The organism is Hyphobacterium sp. (assembly GCF_965229905.1).
GTDB lineage: Bacteria > Pseudomonadota > Alphaproteobacteria > Caulobacterales > Maricaulaceae > Hyphobacterium.
Genome location: NZ_OZ245930.1, coordinates 1,335,800 through 1,353,854 on the forward strand (window position 1 = coordinate 1,335,800; position 18,055 = coordinate 1,353,854).

Sequence of the window (18,055 nt, forward strand, 5' to 3'; positions counted from 1 at the left end):
GACACCTGCCCATCGGTTATACAAGATTTGCGCCGGAAGAGTCAGAGGCGGGCTGGATTCTTTTCCGGATCAAGACATCGCCCTACATTGTGCGCATGCCGGGGCCATGCTAACCGGCGCGCCACGTATTCCCTTTCCGGCCGGGAGTCCCCGCCCCGGAGGGTCGTTATTCCATTGAATTCCAGGACGGAAGGACCCTCGAACCATGTCTGATTACGCCGTTAAAGATCTCTCCCTCGCCCAATGGGGCCGCACCGAAATCGAAATGGCCGAAATTGAAATGCCCGGCCTGATGGCGCTGCGCGAAGAATACGGCGCCGAGAAGCCGCTGAAGGGCGCGCGGATCGCCGGATCGCTGCACATGACCATTCAGACGGCGGTGCTGATCGAAACGCTGGTCGAGCTTGGCGCCGACGTCCGCTGGGCATCGTGCAACATCTTCTCGACACAGGACCATGCCGCAGCGGCGATCGCCGACCAGGGCATTCCGGTCTTTGCCCACAAGGGCGAAACGCTGGAAGAATACTGGGATTTCGCTGACCGGATCTTCCACTGGCCCGGCGGTGAAACCGCCAACATGATCCTCGACGATGGCGGGGACGCGACGCTTTATCTGATCCTCGGCGAAAAGGCCGAAAACGACCCGTCGATCCTCGGCGAGCCGAAGTCGGACGAGGAAAAGTATCTGTTTGCGCAAATCCGCAAGCGCATCGAGCAAAGCCCGGGCTGGTTTGCCAAGGCCAAGGCCGCGATCCAGGGCGTGTCGGAAGAAACAACCACTGGCGTGATGCGCCTCTACCAGATGCAGAAGCGCGGCGAGCTGCCCTTCCCGGCGATCAATGTGAATGACTCGGTCACCAAGTCGAAGTTCGACAACCGCTATGGCTGCCGCGAAAGCCTGGTTGACGCGATCCGCCGCGGCACCGACGTGATGATGGCCGGCAAGACCGCGCTGGTCTGCGGTTATGGCGATGTGGGCAAGGGCTCCGCTGAGTCGCTCGCCCAGGCCGGTGCCCGCGTGGCGGTCACCGAGGTCGATCCGATCTGCGCACTGCAGGCGTCGATGGACGGTTTTGCCGTCGTCACCGTCGAGGATGTGGTGAAGGATTGCGATATCTTCGTGACCGCGACCGGAAACAAGGACGTTTTGACCGTCGACCACATGCGCGCCATGAAAGACATGGCGATCGTCTGCAATATCGGCCATTTCGACAATGAGATTCAGGTCGAGGCGTTGCGGAACTTCCAGTGGACCAATGTGAAGCCGCAGGTCGATCTGGTGCAATTCCCGGAAGGCAACCGGATCATTCTTCTTTCAGAAGGGCGGTTGGTAAATCTCGGGAATGCCAATGGTCACCCGTCCTTCGTGATGTCGGCATCGTTCACCAACCAGGTGCTGGCACAGATCGAGCTCTGGCTGCGCGGCGACAACTACAAGAACGAGGTCTACATCCTGCCGAAGCATCTCGATGAGAAGGTCGCGGCGCTGCACCTGCCGAAACTCGGCGCAAAGCTGACCGAGCTGTCAGCAGAGCAGGCCGATTATATCGGCGTGGAACAGGCCGGCCCGTTCAAGGCCGAGCACTACCGCTACTAAGGCGGCGCGCCCCGGCGCCGCGCCGGGGCGTTTTCTTTCCGGATCAATCCGCTAGCGTGAGCTCATGATCGTCCGCCTTCTCGGTTCCGCCTTGCCGCTCGCCTTGACCGCCTGCACGGCCGTATCGTCGCTGCCCGGTGCAGGCGGGCTCGATCCGCGCGAAGAACCGTTTCAGGCGACACAACCCTTTCCGACGCCGGCCAATGTGGAGCGGCTGATCGGGCCGGAGGACTGTCAGGGGGCCCAGCTGGCCGCCCGGGCGTTCGAAATGCCCGACTATCCGCCACGTGCCTGGTCGCGCGGGCTTCAAGGCTGGGTGGTGGTCCGCTTCCATGTCTACGACACCGGCCGGCCGCACCGGGTGCGCGCGGCGGAAAGCGTTCCGGCCGGCTATTTCGAGGGCGCGGCCGAGCGCGCCGTGCAACGCTGGCGGTTCGAGGAGCTGCCCGACGGGCAGGCCTTGTCGAATTGCGTCGTGCTGTTCGAGTTCCGCAATGGCCGCGTGCGGATCAGGTAAACGTCATGTCCGATGATGATATTGTCCGCCTGCTCGACGAGATCCCGCTTCTCTATAAGGTCCGGGCTTTTGCCGATGGTATCGCCGACGGGCGCCTGTTCATGCGGCTGGGCGATCCGCTGGACAAGCGTGAACAGGACCTCTCGCGGGCCTATCTCGACGCGCTCGGCTTTCCGCATGCCGAAGCCGGACTCCTGACCAGCTGGGACGAGGCGGCCGAAGCCGCGGAAGCGCTCGATTTCAATCCCGAAGGCTGGGAAGCCGAGGAGATGCTGCGCGCCGGGCTCGTGGCACAGGCGTTGGAGAGGCTCGATGAAAGCGCGATCCAGACCGCACTGGAATATGTCGGCCTGAAGGCCGGCGAAGCCGCGCAGGACGCGGTGGCCTATTCCGCCTCGCTCGGCGATATGCGTGACGAGGCCGTGCTGAATGCCGCAGCCGGTGCGCTGGTACAGGCGGCGAACGGGGCGGCCTTGGTGATCCTTGCCGAGGCCGAGGACGAGGATCCGCCCCACGCCTTTCTCGCGCGCTGGCGCCTGTTCGTGCGCGGACGCTGGCCGGTCGGGCTCGCCGGTTCGACCTATAACGTTCTTTAGGCGGACGGCGCGATGCACCGGACGCGGGTCAAGGTCTGCTGCATTTCAAGCCGGGAGGAGGCGTCGAAAGCGATCGCGGCCGGCGCCGATGCGCTGGGCCTGGTCGGTCCGATGCCGTCGGGACCGGGCGTCATTTCCATTAAGCAGTCTGCCGATATTGCCGCTTCGACCGGACCGTCGGTCGCCCGGTTTTTCCTGTCCTCGCAAAACACGGCCGAAGGGCTCGCCGCGGAAGCCCGCCGCGGCGGGGCCGAGACGGTTCAGATTGTGCGTCACATCGCGCCAACGGAGCTGGAGCGGTTATCGCGTCTCGATCCTTCCTTGCGGCGCGTACAAGTCATTCATGTCGAGGACGGGACCGCTCTCGATCTCATCGACGCCTACGCCCCGTTTGCCCAGGCTTTCCTGCTCGATTCCGGACGGCCAGGCGCCGAAACGGCGGAGCTGGGCGGAACCGGGCGGGCGCATGACTGGTCGATCAGTGCTGAGTTCGTGCGGCGATCGCCGCTGCCCGTCTTTCTTGCCGGCGGCCTAACACCCGACAATGTAGCAGATGCGATCCGCACGGTTCGGCCCTTCGGGCTTGATCTCTGTTCGGGAATCCGCACTTCTGGCCGCCTCGATCCCGATCTTCTGGCGCGCTTCATGCGGGCCGTCCGCGAAACCGACCAGGACCTCTCATGAGCAAGCTCACCATTGCCAGCTGGAATGTGAACTCCGTGCGGCTGCGCGCCGAGCCATTGATCGCGCCCTTTGTGGCCGCACACCAGCCGGACATTCTGTGCCTTCAGGAAATCAAATGCCTGGAAGAACAATTCCCGGATAAGGCTTTCCGGGCGATGGGCTATGAGCATTTCCACATTCGCGGCCAGAAGGGCATGCACGGCGTGGCCATTGCGTCAAAACTGCCGCTGACCGAGCTGGGCGATGAGGCGATCTGCCCACGCGAGGAGGCGCGGCATCAGCGGGTCGGCGTAGCAGGGATCGAGCTGCACAATTTCTATGTTCCGGCGGGCGGCGACGAGCCGGACCCCGAGACCAATCCGCGCTTTGCCCACAAGCTCGATTTCGTGGACCGGATGGCCGATTATTTCGGCTCGCGCGACACGCAATCCGACAAAATCCTGATCCTCGGCGATTTCAATATCGCGCCGACGGAAAACGATGTGTGGTCGCACAAGCAACTTTTGAAGGTGGTGTCGCACACGCCGGTCGAGGTGGAGAAGCTGAACGCGGTGCTGTCGGTAGGGGATTTCATCGATGTCGCGCGCGAAGTGATCCCGGAGCCGGAGAAAATCTATACCTGGTGGAGCTATCGCGCGCGGGACTATCGTGCCTCAAATCGCGGCCGGCGGCTGGATCATATCTGGGTGACGCCCGCTCTGCGCGACGCCGCCCTGGCCAAGGGCCGTGACGGGTTCCGGGTCCACGAGCCGGAGCGTGGCCGCGAGAAACCTTCAGATCACGTGCCCGTGGTGCTGGAACTCGTGCTCTAACGGAAGCGCAGCCGCGCGCCCTGTGCCGCGCCATTGCGGGTTTCGGCCTCGTAGGCAGACTGAATGCGTGCCATCTCCCGGTCGAAGCGATCCTGCTCGCGTTCAACGGCGCGGCTTAGCGCCTGGCAGCTTTCCTGCGGCGGCAAGGCGGCCAGGCGATCCGACAGGCCCTGCGCGCCCTCGCGAAACCGGTCGACATGGCCCTGTTCGTGGATTTCCAGCGCCGTCAGGAATTGCGTCCATGCCGCTTGCATGGTTTCGCTGCCGCGGTCCTGTTCCCGCCATCGCGGATAGGTGATGTCGATGTCGCGCAGAAGCTCGACCTGCATCAGCCGGCATTCACCATTGCCGAAGGCAAAATCATAGCGGGTTGACATGCCGGCGCGCGTGATCGCCATGACTGACGGGTTGGGCCGCTGCCGGAAACTGGCCACCAGATGCTCCGGCGAAAGACCGGTAACTTCGTAGTGATGGACGTCGAGCGTTTCCTGCAGTGTCACCGGCACAGACGGTGGCGCGCTGGCATTCAGCGCCCAAACCAACATCAACGCGAAAAACGGCATGATCCCGCCTGTACAACTCCACCCACGGGCAGCCTAGCAGACCGGTGCGTGATGTCATGCGCGGAATCGTAACAGAGGAGTCTGCGTGGCGGAACGACAGACCTGGCCTGAATGGCGCTCCTGCCCTCAATCAGAGCGGACTACCAACTTGTCTTCAGCTATGACCGTTACACAGTTTTAGAGATCATGAACCGGAGGCCGTTGTGCGTTTATCTGTCATCACCTGCTCATTGGGCGTGGTTTTTGTTGTCGCGATCGCAGTCTTACACGGGTCGGGATACGCATATTTCACAACGGAAATGAGCAACAGCAACGCCCCGGCTTTCTTGAAGGACATGTTTGAAGTCCTCTACATCATACCGAGCCTCTATCTCCTGGTTTTGGCCGCATTTGGAACCCTGGCGCTTCTCCGACCAAATTACCGGCGTCCCATTTGTCTGATACTGGCCCCGGCGGTCGTCGCGGCAGGATTATTGGCGCTGATGCTGGGGGAATGGATTCCCGTTGCCGTTATGGGTTCGGGCGGGAGCTTGTTTGCAATCGCAGCGCTGACATCCAGAGCCGCGCAACCAGATTAGCCAAGCGTCAGTCCAATGGCCCGGCCGCTTAAGGCGCGCGGCCTAAAACGGCGATAGCTTTGAGGCCTAATTCTGCAACCGGTAGCCGCCGCTTTCAGTGATCAATAGACGGGAGCGGGCCGGATCGGGCTCGATCTTCTGGCGCAGCCGGTAGATATGGGTCTCCAGCGTGTGCGTGGTGACGTTGGGATTATAGCCCCAGACCTCGTGCAACAGCTCGTCGCGCGAGACCGGCTTGCCGCCGGCTCGATAGAGATATTTGAGGATGTTGGTTTCCTTTTCGGTGAGCCGCACCTTCTTTTCATCCGACGTCACCAGAAGCTTCATCGACGGCTTGAACTCATAAGGCCCGATCTGGAAGACCGCGTCCTCGCTCTGCTCGTGGCTGCGCAGATGGGCGCGGACGCGCGCCAGCAGGACCGAGAATTTGAACGGCTTCGTGACATAGTCATTGGCACCGGATTCCAGCCCGAGGATCTGGTCGGCGTCGGTGTCCTGCCCGGTCAACATGACGATCGGCGCGGAGACGCCATTCTTGCGCATCAGGCGGCAGGCTTCGCGCCCGTCCATGTCCGGCAGCTCGACATCCAAAAGGACAATATCGACGCGCTCGTCGCGGGCGATTTTGATGCCGTTGGTGGCGTTGGCCGCATCGCGGACCTCGAATTCGTCGTGAAATCCGAACTGTTCGATCAGGGTCTCGCGAAGATCGTCATCGTCGTCGACGCAGAGAATCATTTTTTTAGCGCTCATAGTTTTCGATCATGCCAGTTTTTCCGAGGGAGGCAATTCCTGCCGACCGGCAGAAAATTCGCGGCAGAAATGGCCCGGTCCGGCGATCACGGTCAAGCGCACAATGGTGTTACGCGGCCGTCAGATCGGCGTGATAATGGCAGCAAAATTGCATGGTTAACGCCCGGCACGTCAGGGCTGCAGGAGCGGCGGCGTGAAACCTCCGTGGTGGGGAGGCGATCGGGGCGCCGCGCCGGGCTTGGCCTGAAGTCTGGCGTCCCGCGCCGACCGCTTGATCTTCCACGCGGGCCGGGTGCAAATCCCGGCATGACCGATTTCATTGTGACGTCCGACGGACGCTTCATCACGCCGGATTCCGAATACAGGGCGGCCCTCGGCAAGGGCGGCGTTGTGACGGAAGCCCGGAAGCGCGAAGGCGATAGCGCGACGCCGCTGGGACGCTACCGCTTGCGCCGGGCACTGTATCGGCCCGATCGCGGCGCTCCACCGGAGACCGGGCTGCCGATGCGGGCGTTGCGCGAGGACGATGGCTGGTGCGATGCGCCGGATGATCCGGCCTACAACCGCCCGGTCCGCCTGCCCTATCCGGCGTCGTGCGAGCAGATGTGGCGGCATGACGAACTCTACGACATCGTCGTGATCCTCGACCATAATGACCATCCGCCGGTGGCTGGCGCCGGCTCCGCCATTTTCCTGCATTGCGCCAAGCCGGACTATCCGCCGACGCTGGGCTGCGTGGCGCTGAGGCGGGCGGATCTGGAAGCGGTTCTGAAAATGGCGCAGCCCGGCGATGCGCTGGAGATCAGGCGCTAGGCCGTTCGCCGAGCAGGGCCGAGCCGACGCGGACACTGGTGGCGCCGAACTTCACCGCGGTTTCATAATCGGCGCTCATCCCCATGGAGAGCTTTGACAAGCCGTTTGCTGCCGCCAGATCAGCCAGCAATGCGAAATGCGGCCCTGCAGGCTCCTCGACCGGCGGGATGCACATCAGGCCTTCGACGTTGAGAGCGTAGGCGTCCCGGACACGGGTTAGAAACGCGCCGACTTCGGCGGGGGGAAGGCCGGACTTCTGTTCTTCCTCGCCGGTATTGACCTGGACATAGAGACGCGGCGAGCGGCCGGTCCTGTCCATGGTCTTGCGGATCTCACGCGCCAGTTTTTCCCGGTCGAGCGTTTCGATGACATCGAACAGTGCGACGGCCTGTTCGGTCTTGTTGCTCTGCAAGGGCCCGACGAGCCGCAGTTCAAGGTCAGGAAATTGGGTCCGGCGATGCTGCCAGCGGCTCTCGGCTTCCTGAACGCGGTTCTCGCCGAAGATGCGATGACCCGCCGCAAGGGCGGCGTCGATCCGCTCCTCCGGCTGCTTCTTGGAGACGCCGACCAGCGCGACCTCGCCCGGATCGCGATCGGCGGCGCGGGCCGCGGCGGCAATCCGGCCGAGAATGTCATCGCGGCGGCGGGCGAATGCGTCTAGATCAGGGCTCATGACGCTTCGCACCTATGACGATGCCACGCGGCTGGCAAGGCTGGCAGCCAGATGGCCCGGCGTGCCCGGCGTCCTGCCACCGCTGATCGCGCTGACCGATCCGGTCCGCACACCGGACGCGGCGGCCTTTGCGCGCGGCCTGCCGGAGGAGTGCGCGCTGATCTACCGGCATTTCGGGCGCGATGAGCGGTTCCGCGAGGCCAGCGATCTGGCTGCCATTGCCCGCGACAAGAACCTGGTCCTCCTGATCGCCGCCGATCCGGACCTTGCCGACGCCTGCGATGCGGACGGGGTGCACTGGCCGGCGCGGCTATTCCGACCGGCACGGCGCTGGTCGCGTACCCACCGGGCGCGCGTCTTCACCCTGTCGGCGCACAATCGGGCCGAGCTTGCGCGCGCCGCCGTGCTGGGCGCGGATGCGGCGCTCCTGTCACCGGTGTTCGGAACGCGAAGTGCCGGCAGCAGGGCGGCGCTTGGCCGTTTGCGCGCGGCCGCACTGGTTCGCACCAGCGGCCTGCCGGTCTATGCGCTGGGCGGCATCACGGCGGACTCAGCCCTTCGGCTGCAAACATCGGGATTTTCGGGATTGGCCGCGATTGACGGCCTGAAACGCTAGAAGCGCCAACCGGTCTCGAACTTCACTTCCGGCGCGCGTTCCTGAAGCTCCGGCCCGGAGACGAGATTGTCCGGGTTGGAGAAGCGGATCGAACCGCCAAAGCGGAAGCGGCTGTTGAGATCGACATAAACGCCGGTCTCGATCGAGTCGAACTCGCGGCGCTGATCGTCGCTGCGGTCGAAGCCGAGCGTAAAGCCCCAGCCATCGCCGGAATCGAATTCCACTTCGCTGTCAGGAAAATCGAGATTGACACCCGGCGCGATATCCGAGCTCAACGTGTAGGTCTCATACCATTGCTGGGCATCGTCATCGCTGGATGCGCTGACCACGTCCTGAGCCGCGAAAGCACCTGGCGCAGCGGCCAGAACCGCCACGACCGCACCCGCGATCCATTTCGAGTTGCACGCAATGCGCATGACAATCACCCCTCAACAGCCTCATAATATAGGCAATTGCTTACAAAACGCGAAGAGCCGAAGCAGTGTCTTACGGCGAATTAAGGCGAATTTTTCAACCGGCTAGCGACTGAAAGCGACCTCGAAGAAGGCGCCAAATCCTTTTCTGCTATTTAATTCAATGGGTAAGGCGGGGCTTGGCGGCAAATCGGTGTCGATGTCGTGTAATCCAAATGCCACACTGAATTCGTTGCCGATCAACCGCGAAATCGTGAACTGGGCGGCGGATTGTGCCTCGCCAAGATAATCATCCTCGGCCTGCGCCCATTCCGCTCCCACACTCCAATCTCCGAAATCATACCGCAATGCGGTCATCACGGCCGCGTATTCGCCATCGGATACGGCGTTATCGGCCCACAGCGCGGACACGCCGGCGTGCCAGCCTTCGCGTGACCAGCGGGCCTGAAGGCCGTAGGCCACATAATTGTCCGGAAAGAGCGGAGACACCGGTTCCGCGCGGGCAATATTGGCGCCCAACCGGACCCTGCCGGCCGTATTGAATGTGTGATCGAACGACAGGGCCGCCTCGAACACCGAGTCCAAGCGGGCGGACGGCAAGCCGCCGGCATTACCCGGATCTCCGCAGACATCGATCCCGCAATAGCTTGTCTCCGGCGTGAACGAGGCCGAAGCACTGAGGCCGACAATGCGCGGGGTCGTGTAGACCAGCGACGGACCCAGTGCCGACGCCAGGTTTGCCGTCCGGATCGCCGCGCCATAGGGCGGGGCGAGCGGTCCGCCATCGAGCCGGACATAGGCTGAACCGGTCGGCATCGGGACGGTTTCAACCGCCGCCGCGCCGGGCGTCAGCCCTGCGCGAAGCTCGCCCCAACCGGTTCGCAAGAAAAGATTGGCCCGGCTCGCCGCAAAGGCGCTGTCACGGGTTTCACGGACCCCGCCTGTGTAACGCCCGGTTGCCAGGGACCGGCGCGCACCGGCTGCCGGTGCCGCGCGATCGGCGAAACCCTCGCGCGGGCTGTCCTTCTGGGCCTGCAGGCCGAGCTCGGCGCCCCAGCGCCAGCCATTGTCGGAAATACCTTCCCATTCAAACCGCAGATCGAGGTCGGCCAGCGTGCTGCCGCCATAATCCGCCGCCGCAAACACCAGCGCCGCATCCGCGGCAAAGCGGAATTCGACCGTCGAGAACGGTCCCGGTTCAGAAGCTTCGGTTTGGAAAGAATGCGCCGGCGCGGCCGCGAGGGCGACGGATAGCGCGGAGAATATGATCGCGCCGCAATTCCGTGTCATCGTGCCTCTCGCGGCCCCGCCGGACGGCCCCGTCCCCCCGGACGAGACCTCAATCCACACCGTGCCGCCCCCCAACGTCAAGCGAACGCTGCGGAAAATATGGCAAGAAAAAGGCGGTTGTGTCCTGAATGCCACGCCGCAGGAACAGCGCGGGCGCCTGAAACAGGTGTCGCTTGTGGCTGGCCATGCGCGTTTCGCATGTTATAGATCGCACAGCTCTCCGGCTGCCTGCCGGATGGGCTCACCTTCTCTCTTGGAGACTGATCGATGAAGCTTAGCCGCTCACTTGCCTTGCCGGTTCTGGCGCTCTCCGCAATCGCGCTCGCGGCCTGTTCCTCGTCACGCGGTGCCGACAGCGATGAGAGAGGCGGACTGCGCCTTCCGAGCCTGCCCAGCCGTGCGGCTGATGAGCGGCCGGCCGGCATAGGCGTCAACAGCTTCCTGTGGCGGGCCAGCCTGGATACGATCAGCTTCATGCCGCTGCGCGAAGTCGATCCGTTCGGCGGGGTCATCGTGACGGACTGGTATGCCAATCCGGAACTGCCGTCCGAGCGCTTCCAGGTCACGGTCTATATTCTCGACACCCGACTTCGCGGCGATGCGCTGTCCGTGCGTGTGTTCCGCCAGGAACGCGCGGAAGACGGCGAATGGATCGACGCTTCGGTGTCTGGCCAGACTGCTCTGGATATCGAGAATGCGATTCTGACGCGGGCGCGTCAGTTGCGGATCTCGACCCTCGACGACTAACGCTTCGGCCCGCGGCGATACGCGGGATCAGGACCTTTCAAAATGAGCCGATACAATCCCAGGGAAGCCGAGCCGAAATGGCAAAGCCGCTGGGCCGGAGACGGCGTGGATCGCGCGGCGCGCGAAGCGTCTGACCGGCCGAAATATTATGTCCTCGAAATGTTTCCCTACCCGTCAGGGAAAATCCATGTCGGGCATTCCCGGAATTATGCGATGGGCGATGTCGTGGCGCGCTACAAGCGGGCGCGCGGCTTCGACGTGCTGCACCCGATGGGGTGGGACGCGTTCGGCCTGCCGGCAGAAAATGCTGCGCGCGAACGCCAGGTCCATCCGCGCGACTGGACGCTGAAGAATATCGAGGTGATGCGCGGTCAGCTGAAACGGCTGGGCTTGGCGCTGGACTGGGAGCGCGAGATCGCCACTTGCGAACCGGATTATTATCGGCATCAGCAGGCGATCTTCCTGAAATTCTTCGAGAAAGGCTTGGTCGAGCGGCGCAAGGCCAAGGTCAATTGGGATCCGGTAGATCATACCGTGCTGGCCAATGAGCAGGTGATTGACGGCAAGGGCTGGCGCTCCGGTGCGCCGGTCGAATTGCGCGAGCTGGACCAGTATTTCTTCAAAATCACCGATTATGCCGACAGCCTGCTCGATGGGCTGGAAACGCTCGACCGCTGGCCTGAGAAGGTGCGCCTGATGCAGGCGAACTGGATCGGCCGGTCGCGCGGCGCACACATCACCTTCCCGTTTGCCGATCCCAGGGATGCGGACCGTTTCGGCCTGGACGGCATCACCGTCTTCACGACGCGGCCGGACACGATCTTCGGCGCCAGCTTCCTGGCGCTGGCCGCCGATCATGCGATCACCAAGACGCTGGCAGCGCAGTCCACCGACATCCAGCGCTTCGCCAAGGAGTGCGCGGCGTCCGGCACCAGCCAGGAAGAAATCGAGAAAGCGCCGAAATCCGGCATCGATCTTGGCGTGAAGGTGCGCCACCCGTTCGATGAAAGCTGGGAAATCCCGGTCTGGTCGGCGAATTTCGTGCTCTCGACCTACGGGACGGGCGCCGTGTTCGGCTCGCCCGCCGGCGATCAGCGCGATCTGGAGTTTGCGCGCAAATACGATCTCGACGTGACGCCGGTCGTCTTGCCGCCGGAGGCCGATCCGGACACGCATGCGATCGGGGACGAGGCCTATACGGGGCCGGGCACGATCTACAATTCGCGCTTCCTCGACGGTCTGCCCACTGACGAAGCGATCGAACGGGTCATTGCGGAGCTGGAAAAGGCGGGTCTCGGCGAGGGCGCGACGACTTACCGGCTGCGTGACTGGCTGGTGTCGCGGCAACGCTATTGGGGTTGTCCGATTCCGGTCGTGCATTGTGATAAATGCGGTGTCGTGCCGGTGCCGGAAGCCGATCTGCCGGTGGAATTGCCAAGCGATGTGACCTTCGACAAGCCGGGCAATCCGCTCGACCGGCATGAGGCCTGGCGTTCGGTCGATTGCCCGAAATGCGGCGGGCCGGCGCAGCGCGAAACCGATACGCTGGACACGTTCGTGTGCTCGTCCTGGTATTTCCTGCGCTTTGCCTCGCCCTGGCCGGAGGACAGACCGTTCGACGCCGAGGAAGCCCGACGCTGGATGCCGGTCGACCAGTATGTCGGCGGTATCGAGCACGCGATCCTGCACCTTCTCTATGCGCGCTTCGTGACGCGGGCACTGCACGAATGCGGGCTGATCGATCTGCCGTCCGGCGAACCGTTTGCCGGCCTGTTCACGCAGGGCATGGTGACACACGAAACCTACAAGTCCGCCGACGGGCGCTGGCTGTTGCCGACCGAGGTCGAACCGCGCGATGGCGGCGTGGTCGAGGTCGCGAACGGCGAGCCGGTCACGGTGGGCGGCATCGAGAAAATGTCGAAGTCGAAGAAGAACGTCGTCGATCTCGACGATTTCATCGACACTTATGGCGCCGATGCGGCCCGCTGGTTCGTCTTGTCCGACAGCCCGCCGGAGCGCGATGTCGAATATACCGATGGCGGTGTCGACGGTGTCTGGCGTTTCATCCAGCGGCTGTGGGCGATTGTCGACGAGCGCGCGGGCGGCGATTACGGCCCGGAGACCGTTGCCAACAATGCCAGTGGCGAAGCGCTGGAACTGCGCCGCACAGCGCATCGCGCGATCCGCGATGTCACCGAGGCGATTGAGGGTTTCCGCTTCAACGCAGCGGTCGCCAAGATCCATGACTTCGTCAATGCACTGCGCAAGTTCATGGCGGCGAGCGAGGCCGATGCAGCCGCTGAAGCCGAAGCGCTGGGCGTTCTCACCCGGCTGATTTCACCCTTCATGCCGCACCTTGCCGAAGAATGCTGGACCCGTCTTGGCGGGGAAGGCCTGATCGCCACCACGCCGTGGCCGGATGCCGATGCGTCGCTGCTGGTCGAAAACACTGTGACGATCGCGGTCCAGGTCAATGGCAAAAGGCGCGGCGAGATCGTCGTTCCGAAAGGCGCGGACAAATCCGACACCGAAGCCGAAGCGCTGGCCGATCCGGGGGTGGCGCGCGCGCTCGAAGGCCTTAATGTGCGCAAAGTGATCGTGGTCCCCGACCGGATCGTCAATATCGTGGCGGGATGAAGATGAAACGCACGCTGACCGTACTTGTTCTGGCTCTGGGCACGATTGGCCTTTCCGCCTGCGCCTTCCAGCCGCTCTATGGCGATGCCCGCCAGGTCTCGACCGTCCGCAATATCGATGTGGCGGTCGAGGGCCAGGACCGGATCGACCAGCTCTTGAGTGAAGCTCTGAACGACCGGTTCGGCACGCCGTCCGGCAATGGCTACCGGCTGGTCGCGGTGACCGATCTGGCGCGGTCCGGGCTTGGCGTGGGCGCCGACGATATCGCCAGCCGCGCGGCGCTGGTGCTGACCGTTGATTTCTCTCTGGTCGACACTCGAACCGGCACGCCGGTGCTGACCGATGCGGTCCGTACCGAGGCTTCGTTTGACATTCCGGCTGAGCCCTATGCCGCGATCACGGCGCGGCGGGATGCCGAAGAGCGGGTGACGCAGGAGGCGGCGGACCGCATGGCGCTGCGCATCGCCCGGTTTGTCCACCGCGACAGCCGGTGAAGGCGAGCGCGCGCGACGCCGCCGGGCGCATTGCGCAACCCGATTCCTCGCTGCGCGCCTGGCTGATCTACGGGCCGGATCGCGGCCTGGTGCGGGAACGCGCCAATGCACTCGTCAACGAGCTGCTGGCCGATCCCGACGATCCGTTTGCCGTTACCCGCCTCACCGATGAAGATATCAAGGCCGATCCGGCGGCGCTGGCCGATGCCATGGCGGCGCTGTCGCTGATGGGCGGGGAGCGCCTTGTGCGGGTGCAGCTGTCGAGCGAAGCCGGGGGCGCCCCGGTGGCCGCCTTTCTCAAGGATTATGAGGCCGGGAAAGCCGCGGCCGAGGCCTGGATGGTGGTCGAAGCGGGCGATCTCAAACCCGCCGGCAAGCTGCGCAAGACCTTCGAACCGGCCCAGCAGGCGCTCGCCGTGCCCTGTTATGTCGAGACCGGGCGAGGACTGGCCGAATTCGCCGACGATGCGCTCGCTGCAGAAGGGCTGACGCTGGCCGCCGATGCGCGCGCGCGGCTGATCCCGCTGATCGAGGGCGATCGCGGCATTGCGCGCTCGGAGATCGACAAGCTGATCCTCTACAAGGGCCCGAAAGGTCTTCGCGCAGATGGCAATGACACGGTGACGCTGGACGATGTCGAAGCCTGCGGCGCGGCAGGCGGCGGCAGCGCGATGGACCGCATCGTCGATAGCGCCATGTCCGGCTCGGTGAAACCGGCCGATGCCGGCTGGAGCCGGGCGCGGGCCGGCGGGGCGAGTGGTGTCGGCTTGGTGCGCGCGATCCAGCGCCGGATCGACCAGCTCCTCGAGATTCAGGTTAATGGCTATGACGCCGCTTTGCGGCTGGGCGCGCCGCGCTATCCGCCGGGCCGGCCGGAGGTGGAGCGGCAAGCTTCGATCTGGGCGGCACGGGCGCTCGACCAGGCGCGGCAGGCTGCCTTCGATGCCGAGCGCCAGATGAAGCGCAGCGGCTCGCCCGCCGAGCAGATCGCCGGCGATCTTCTGCTCAAGCTGGCGCTGCGCGCACAAGCCATGTCGGCACGGCGTTAGGGGCATTGCGCGCCCGCGCCCGCTCGGTTAGACAACGCGGCCAACGCACCCGTAGCTCAGCTGGATAGAGCGCTGCCCTCCGAAGGCAGAGGTCACAGGTTCGAATCCTGTCGGGTGCGCCATTTTTTCCTTTCCTCCCTCGCCTCCGCTCGGTCGGTCCTCGCTTAGTCCAGACAAGCTGGACACGCTGCGGGCGCGCGGTCGCGCTTGCCGACCCCCGCCGGGTTCGGGGTGTCAGCGTATTCTGCACAATCCCCGTCTTCCTCCGGCTTGACCGGAGGATCTCGATTTCTCGAGCCGTTTCCGTTGCGCCGCTCCCGCAGCCCGTTTCGCCCTCACCAAAGCGTGATTTGAAACCGATGCATGCGGATTGTTCTCTGTCCGTATGAGAAAATTTCTATCTGCCCTGATTTTTTGGTCATTCTTGCTGTTTTCACCGCACGCCGATGCCGGCCAGGACGAGATGGCCACCGACGCCGAGGTGCGCGAGGCGTATGACGTCTTTCTGGACTGGCTCAACGCCTATCAGTCCGAGGACTATCACCAGCAGTGGCAGCTGACCGACCGGCGCATCCGGACCTGGTGGCCGCGCCAGCGCTGGACGGATTTCATGCAGGCGTCGCGGCGCCATACCGGTGAGCTGACCTCCCTTGAGGTCTTGCAGGCCGGCCCGATCGAGGCGGAAACTCTGCCCTGCACCGAGCGCGGTCACTGTTACCGGCGCGGCGTGCGTTATGTCTTCCTGATGTTCCGGACGAGCTATTCCGGCGTCGAGGGTGAGCTGACCGAATATGTTGCCATGGCGGACAGCGGCGGGGGCTGGCGCTTCGGCGGCGGCAATATCCTCAACCGCCCCCTGGGCGAAACCTCGGTGATCATGACCCGCACCGATGAGAGCCGCTACCGGCACAGCTTTTCGCAATAGGGGGCGGCGTTCGCTTTCCCGTTCACCCGTCGCACAAACTCAGCTAAGGTTCCCGCGAAAGTAGCGGGGGCTCTCGACATGATCCGGATATTGGCAATCTGTGCAGCAGCGATCGGCCTGGCGGCCTGTTCCGGCGATCCAGACTTCGCCGAGGGCGGCGATCTGGTGACCATTCACGGCGCGATCGGAACGGTCGACCGCGGCGGCGTCGATGCCGCGACCGAACCGCTCTTCCGTGCCTACGGGATCGATTTCGACAGCGCCTGCGTGATGCCGTTCGCCAGCCTGGCGGACATGGATCAGCACACGATCCGCGTCGCCTATCCGCAAGGCGGCGAGACGCGGCAGTTCTCCGGCCCGCTTTTGCGCGACGTGCTGGAAATCGCCGATCCGCAAGGCTCGACGCTCACCGTTACGGCGCTCGACGGCTATCAGCGCGACATCGGGATCGACCGCATTCTCGAACACGATGTGATCCTCGCTATCCGCATGGAGGGCGATGCGCTGAACATTGGCGGGTTCGGGCCGACGATGATCGTCTGGCCGCGCGAAGAGGATGACGATCTGGCCGACATGGACGATGCAGACTGGGTCTGGGGCGTGTTCTCGATCGAGGTTCGCTAGCCGCGCGGCCCGCCGGTCACAACACTGTCATTTCCTGCCAGAAAAGCGTTTTCAAGCGCCAAAGAGCTTTCTAAGGTCGGCGCCGAGTAGACCTTGGGGAGAGGTATGGACGCCTTTTTTGACGCGGCCACAACGGTCAGCGACTTTCTTTGGGGCGGGAATTGGGGCGACACCCGGATCCTGCCGGTCGGCATAATCACAATTGCCCTTCTGGGCACCGGCCTGATCTTCATGTTCCTTCTGGGCGGACGGCCACTGCGCCGCCTGTTCCCGGCCTTCGGCGAGTTGTGGGGCGGCCGCAAAGGCAGCGGTGAAGGCGAAATCTCGCCCTGGAACGCCCTCTCGACCGCGCTATCCGGTCAGGTCGGCACCGGCAATCTCGCGGGTGTGGCGACGGCGATCACGCTCGGCGGGCCGGGCGCGATCTTCTGGATGTGGGTGACGGCCCTGTTCGGCATGGCCGCCGCTTATGCAGAATCGAGCCTGGCGGTGCGCTTCCGCGAGAAACATCCGGACGGCCACTTCCATGGCGGCCCGATGTATTACATCAAGAACGGCCTCGGCAAAGGCTGGACCTGGCTGGCCATCCTGTTCTGCCTCGGCTGTATCCTGTCAGCCGTCGCCACCGGCGGCGCCATCCAGGCGAACTCGGTGACACAATCCGCGGTCGAAGCCGGCACGACGCTCGGCCTCGACATTCCGAACTGGGCGGTCGGTCTGGTGCTTGCTGCGCTGGTCTTCATCGTGATCATTGGCGGCATCAAGTCGATCGGCAATGTCGCGGGCAAGATCATCCCCTTCATGGCCGGCGCTTATGTTCTCGCCGCGCTTTATGTATTGGTGACGCATGCCGGACATATCCCGGATGCGTTCATGCTGATCATCGGCGGGGCGTTCGGCTGGGAGCAGGCCGGAGGCGGCCTGGCCGGTTATGGCGTGCTGGCGGCCGTCCGCGCCGGTGTCGCACGCGGCCTGTTCTCGAACGAGGCAGGCCAGGGCTCGGCGCCGATCGCACACGCTGCCGCACAGACGAAAAACCCGGTGAAGCAGGGCGAGATCGCCATGCTCGGCGTGTTCATCGACACGATGATCATCTGCACCATGACGGCGCTGGTCATTCTGGTGGTCGAGGGCGCCTACCCGTCCGCAGGCGGCACGGTGGCCTATGCCTGGCAATCGGCCGATCTCGAAGCCTCGGCGATTACTACGGCGGCCTATTCGCAAGGCATGGTCGGCGGGGCCTGGGTGGTGCTGGCAGCGCAGGCGCTGTTTGCGTTCACCACCATTATCGGCTGGTCCTATTATGCCGAACAGTGCGCGACCTTCGTGGTCGGCGACTGGGCCGCGCGCCCGTTCCGCTTTCTTTGGGTCGGGGTCGCTTTCGGCGGCACGCTGATCACCAATGTGGCCGGCCTCTGGCGCTTCGGCGACATCGCCAATGCGACCATGCTGTTGCCCAATGTGGTGGCCTTGCTTTTGTTGTCGGGCGTGGTCGTGGCTTACACGAAGCGTTTCGACAAAACGGGCGAATTGCCGCCGAACTGGGCCGGCGATATCTGGGGTACCGAACCGCCGGCACCCGGCGAGCCGGATCCGTCCGATCCGATGGATCCAAGCCATCCAAAGGGTTAGCGATAGCTGAACCGATCAAGGCCCCGCTCATTGGCGGGGCCT

General features: G+C 64.0%; 20 protein-coding genes and 1 tRNA gene. 16 read left to right on the forward strand and 5 right to left on the reverse strand.

From position 1 onward, the window contains the following. Window positions 1-205 precede the first annotated feature (205 nt). The 5 genes from ahcY (at window position 206) to xth (ending at window position 4,206) form a co-directional block, all read left to right on the forward strand. The gene (ahcY, locus tag ACO08C_RS06745) at window positions 206-1,597 is read left to right on the forward strand and encodes an adenosylhomocysteinase (protein WP_421788516.1); all 1,392 of its coding nucleotides are present in this window, start codon (window positions 206-208) and stop codon (window positions 1,595-1,597) included. Window positions 1,598-1,661: 64 nt separating this feature from the next. Beyond that, on the forward strand, window positions 1,662-2,114 hold the full coding sequence (locus ACO08C_RS06750; RefSeq protein ID WP_421788517.1) for an energy transducer TonB: 453 nt from the start codon (window positions 1,662-1,664) through the stop codon (window positions 2,112-2,114). Window positions 2,115-2,119: 5 nt separating this feature from the next. Beyond that, window positions 2,120-2,710: a hypothetical protein gene (locus tag ACO08C_RS06755; protein WP_421788518.1), complete on the forward strand. Its 591-nt coding sequence runs from the start codon at window positions 2,120-2,122 to the stop codon at window positions 2,708-2,710. 12 nt (window positions 2,711-2,722) lie between these two features. Beyond that, on the forward strand, window positions 2,723-3,394 hold the full coding sequence (locus tag ACO08C_RS06760; RefSeq protein ID WP_421788519.1) for a phosphoribosylanthranilate isomerase: 672 nt from the start codon (window positions 2,723-2,725) through the stop codon (window positions 3,392-3,394). Next, on the forward strand, window positions 3,391-4,206 hold the full coding sequence (gene xth, locus ACO08C_RS06765) for an exodeoxyribonuclease III (protein ID WP_421788520.1): 816 nt from the start codon (window positions 3,391-3,393) through the stop codon (window positions 4,204-4,206). Before ACO08C_RS06760 ends, xth begins: the two co-directional genes overlap by 4 nt. Here xth and ACO08C_RS06770 read toward each other — a convergent pair. Continuing rightward, window positions 4,203-4,769 (reverse strand): DUF922 domain-containing protein, encoded by a 567-nt coding sequence (locus ACO08C_RS06770; protein WP_421788521.1) that lies wholly within the window; start codon window positions 4,767-4,769, stop codon window positions 4,203-4,205. The genes xth and ACO08C_RS06770 overlap by 4 nt on opposite strands. A gap of 203 nt (window positions 4,770-4,972) precedes the next feature. On the opposite strand from ACO08C_RS06770, the gene ACO08C_RS06775 reads away from it, so the two are divergent. Beyond that, window positions 4,973-5,347, forward strand: coding sequence for a hypothetical protein (locus ACO08C_RS06775; RefSeq protein ID WP_421788522.1), 375 nt, complete (start codon window positions 4,973-4,975; stop codon window positions 5,345-5,347). A 66-nt stretch (window positions 5,348-5,413) separates the two neighbouring features. On the opposite strand, the gene ACO08C_RS06780 is transcribed toward ACO08C_RS06775, so the two are convergent. Next, complete coding sequence (locus tag ACO08C_RS06780) at window positions 5,414-6,100, reverse strand: response regulator transcription factor (RefSeq protein WP_421788524.1); 687 nt, start codon at window positions 6,098-6,100, stop codon at window positions 5,414-5,416. Between the two features lie 306 nt (window positions 6,101-6,406). On the opposite strand from ACO08C_RS06780, the gene ACO08C_RS06785 reads away from it, so the two are divergent. Beyond that, window positions 6,407-6,913, forward strand: coding sequence for a L,D-transpeptidase family protein (locus tag ACO08C_RS06785; RefSeq protein WP_421788525.1), 507 nt, complete (start codon window positions 6,407-6,409; stop codon window positions 6,911-6,913). Here the strand turns inward: ACO08C_RS06785 and ACO08C_RS06790 are convergent. Further along, window positions 6,903-7,586, reverse strand: a complete 684-nt coding sequence (locus tag ACO08C_RS06790; RefSeq protein WP_421788527.1) for a YggS family pyridoxal phosphate-dependent enzyme — start codon at window positions 7,584-7,586, stop codon at window positions 6,903-6,905. The two genes, ACO08C_RS06785 and ACO08C_RS06790, sit on opposite strands and share 11 nt — an antisense overlap. Between ACO08C_RS06790 and ACO08C_RS06795 the strand changes: the two genes are divergently transcribed. Continuing rightward, window positions 7,585-8,202, forward strand: coding sequence for a thiamine phosphate synthase (locus tag ACO08C_RS06795; protein WP_421788529.1), 618 nt, complete (start codon window positions 7,585-7,587; stop codon window positions 8,200-8,202). The genes ACO08C_RS06790 and ACO08C_RS06795 overlap by 2 nt on opposite strands. On the opposite strand, the gene ACO08C_RS06800 is transcribed toward ACO08C_RS06795, so the two are convergent. After that, on the reverse strand, window positions 8,199-8,618 hold the full coding sequence (locus ACO08C_RS06800; protein ID WP_421788530.1) for an NtrZ family periplasmic regulatory protein: 420 nt from the start codon (window positions 8,616-8,618) through the stop codon (window positions 8,199-8,201). The two genes, ACO08C_RS06795 and ACO08C_RS06800, sit on opposite strands and share 4 nt — an antisense overlap. Before the next feature lie 102 nt (window positions 8,619-8,720). Beyond that, a complete protein-coding gene (locus ACO08C_RS06805) occupies window positions 8,721-9,905 on the reverse strand; it encodes a porin (RefSeq protein ID WP_421788532.1) in 1,185 nt (394 codons plus the stop codon). Between the two features lie 267 nt (window positions 9,906-10,172). On the opposite strand from ACO08C_RS06805, the gene ACO08C_RS06810 reads away from it, so the two are divergent. The 8 genes from ACO08C_RS06810 to ACO08C_RS06845 all read left to right on the forward strand — a co-directional run bounded on the left by ACO08C_RS06810 (window position 10,173) and on the right by ACO08C_RS06845 (window position 18,013). Further along, entirely contained in the window at window positions 10,173-10,652 is a 480-nt protein-coding gene (locus ACO08C_RS06810) for a DUF3576 domain-containing protein (RefSeq protein ID WP_421788534.1), read from the forward strand. 42 nt (window positions 10,653-10,694) lie between these two features. Continuing rightward, entirely contained in the window at window positions 10,695-13,289 is a 2,595-nt protein-coding gene (gene leuS, locus ACO08C_RS06815) for a leucine--tRNA ligase (RefSeq protein WP_421788536.1), read from the forward strand. Between the two features lie 2 nt (window positions 13,290-13,291). Then, window positions 13,292-13,783, forward strand: coding sequence for an LPS assembly lipoprotein LptE (lptE, locus tag ACO08C_RS06820; protein ID WP_421788538.1), 492 nt, complete (start codon window positions 13,292-13,294; stop codon window positions 13,781-13,783). Beyond that, window positions 13,780-14,832 carry a DNA polymerase III subunit delta gene (gene holA, locus ACO08C_RS06825; RefSeq protein ID WP_421788540.1) on the forward strand — a complete coding sequence of 351 codons (1,053 nt, stop codon included), beginning with the start codon at window positions 13,780-13,782 and terminating at the stop codon, window positions 14,830-14,832. Before lptE ends, holA begins: the two co-directional genes overlap by 4 nt. 45 nt (window positions 14,833-14,877) lie before the next feature. After that, window positions 14,878-14,954 (forward strand) — tRNA-Arg (locus ACO08C_RS06830). Between the two features lie 263 nt (window positions 14,955-15,217). Next, complete coding sequence (locus ACO08C_RS06835) at window positions 15,218-15,757, forward strand: DUF4019 domain-containing protein (RefSeq protein ID WP_421788541.1); 540 nt, start codon at window positions 15,218-15,220, stop codon at window positions 15,755-15,757. A 78-nt stretch (window positions 15,758-15,835) separates the two neighbouring features. Then, window positions 15,836-16,381 carry a molybdopterin-dependent oxidoreductase gene (locus ACO08C_RS06840; RefSeq protein WP_421788542.1) on the forward strand — a complete coding sequence of 182 codons (546 nt, stop codon included), beginning with the start codon at window positions 15,836-15,838 and terminating at the stop codon, window positions 16,379-16,381. 105 nt (window positions 16,382-16,486) lie between these two features. Continuing rightward, on the forward strand, window positions 16,487-18,013 hold the full coding sequence (locus ACO08C_RS06845; RefSeq protein ID WP_421788543.1) for an alanine/glycine:cation symporter family protein: 1,527 nt from the start codon (window positions 16,487-16,489) through the stop codon (window positions 18,011-18,013). Window positions 18,014-18,055 lie beyond the last annotated feature (42 nt).

Bases quoted from the DNA above. Each gene is read 5' to 3' on its own strand.
- ahcY (WP_421788516.1), top strand. From the start codon at position 206: ATGTCTGATTACGCCGTTAAAGATCTCTCCCTCGCCCAATGGGGCCGC.
- ACO08C_RS06750 (WP_421788517.1), top strand. From the start codon at position 1,662: ATGATCGTCCGCCTTCTCGGTTCCGCCTTGCCGCTCGCCTTGACCGCC.
- ACO08C_RS06755 (WP_421788518.1), top strand. From the start codon at position 2,120: ATGTCCGATGATGATATTGTCCGCCTGCTCGACGAGATCCCGCTTCTC.
- ACO08C_RS06760 (WP_421788519.1), top strand. From the start codon at position 2,723: ATGCACCGGACGCGGGTCAAGGTCTGCTGCATTTCAAGCCGGGAGGAG.
- xth (WP_421788520.1), top strand. From the start codon at position 3,391: ATGAGCAAGCTCACCATTGCCAGCTGGAATGTGAACTCCGTGCGGCTG.
- ACO08C_RS06770 (WP_421788521.1), bottom strand. From the start codon at position 4,769: ATGCCGTTTTTCGCGTTGATGTTGGTTTGGGCGCTGAATGCCAGCGCG.
- ACO08C_RS06780 (WP_421788524.1), bottom strand. From the start codon at position 6,100: ATGAGCGCTAAAAAAATGATTCTCTGCGTCGACGACGATGACGATCTT.
- ACO08C_RS06785 (WP_421788525.1), top strand. From the start codon at position 6,407: ATGACCGATTTCATTGTGACGTCCGACGGACGCTTCATCACGCCGGAT.
- ACO08C_RS06795 (WP_421788529.1), top strand. From the start codon at position 7,585: ATGACGCTTCGCACCTATGACGATGCCACGCGGCTGGCAAGGCTGGCA.
- ACO08C_RS06790 (WP_421788527.1), bottom strand. From the start codon at position 7,586: ATGAGCCCTGATCTAGACGCATTCGCCCGCCGCCGCGATGACATTCTC.
- ACO08C_RS06800 (WP_421788530.1), bottom strand. From the start codon at position 8,618: ATGCGCATTGCGTGCAACTCGAAATGGATCGCGGGTGCGGTCGTGGCG.
- ACO08C_RS06805 (WP_421788532.1), bottom strand. From the start codon at position 9,905: ATGACACGGAATTGCGGCGCGATCATATTCTCCGCGCTATCCGTCGCC.
- ACO08C_RS06810 (WP_421788534.1), top strand. From the start codon at position 10,173: ATGAAGCTTAGCCGCTCACTTGCCTTGCCGGTTCTGGCGCTCTCCGCA.
- leuS (WP_421788536.1), top strand. From the start codon at position 10,695: ATGAGCCGATACAATCCCAGGGAAGCCGAGCCGAAATGGCAAAGCCGC.
- lptE (WP_421788538.1), top strand. From the start codon at position 13,292: ATGAAACGCACGCTGACCGTACTTGTTCTGGCTCTGGGCACGATTGGC.
- ACO08C_RS06835 (WP_421788541.1), top strand. From the start codon at position 15,218: ATGAGAAAATTTCTATCTGCCCTGATTTTTTGGTCATTCTTGCTGTTT.
- ACO08C_RS06840 (WP_421788542.1), top strand. From the start codon at position 15,836: ATGATCCGGATATTGGCAATCTGTGCAGCAGCGATCGGCCTGGCGGCC.
- ACO08C_RS06845 (WP_421788543.1), top strand. From the start codon at position 16,487: ATGGACGCCTTTTTTGACGCGGCCACAACGGTCAGCGACTTTCTTTGG.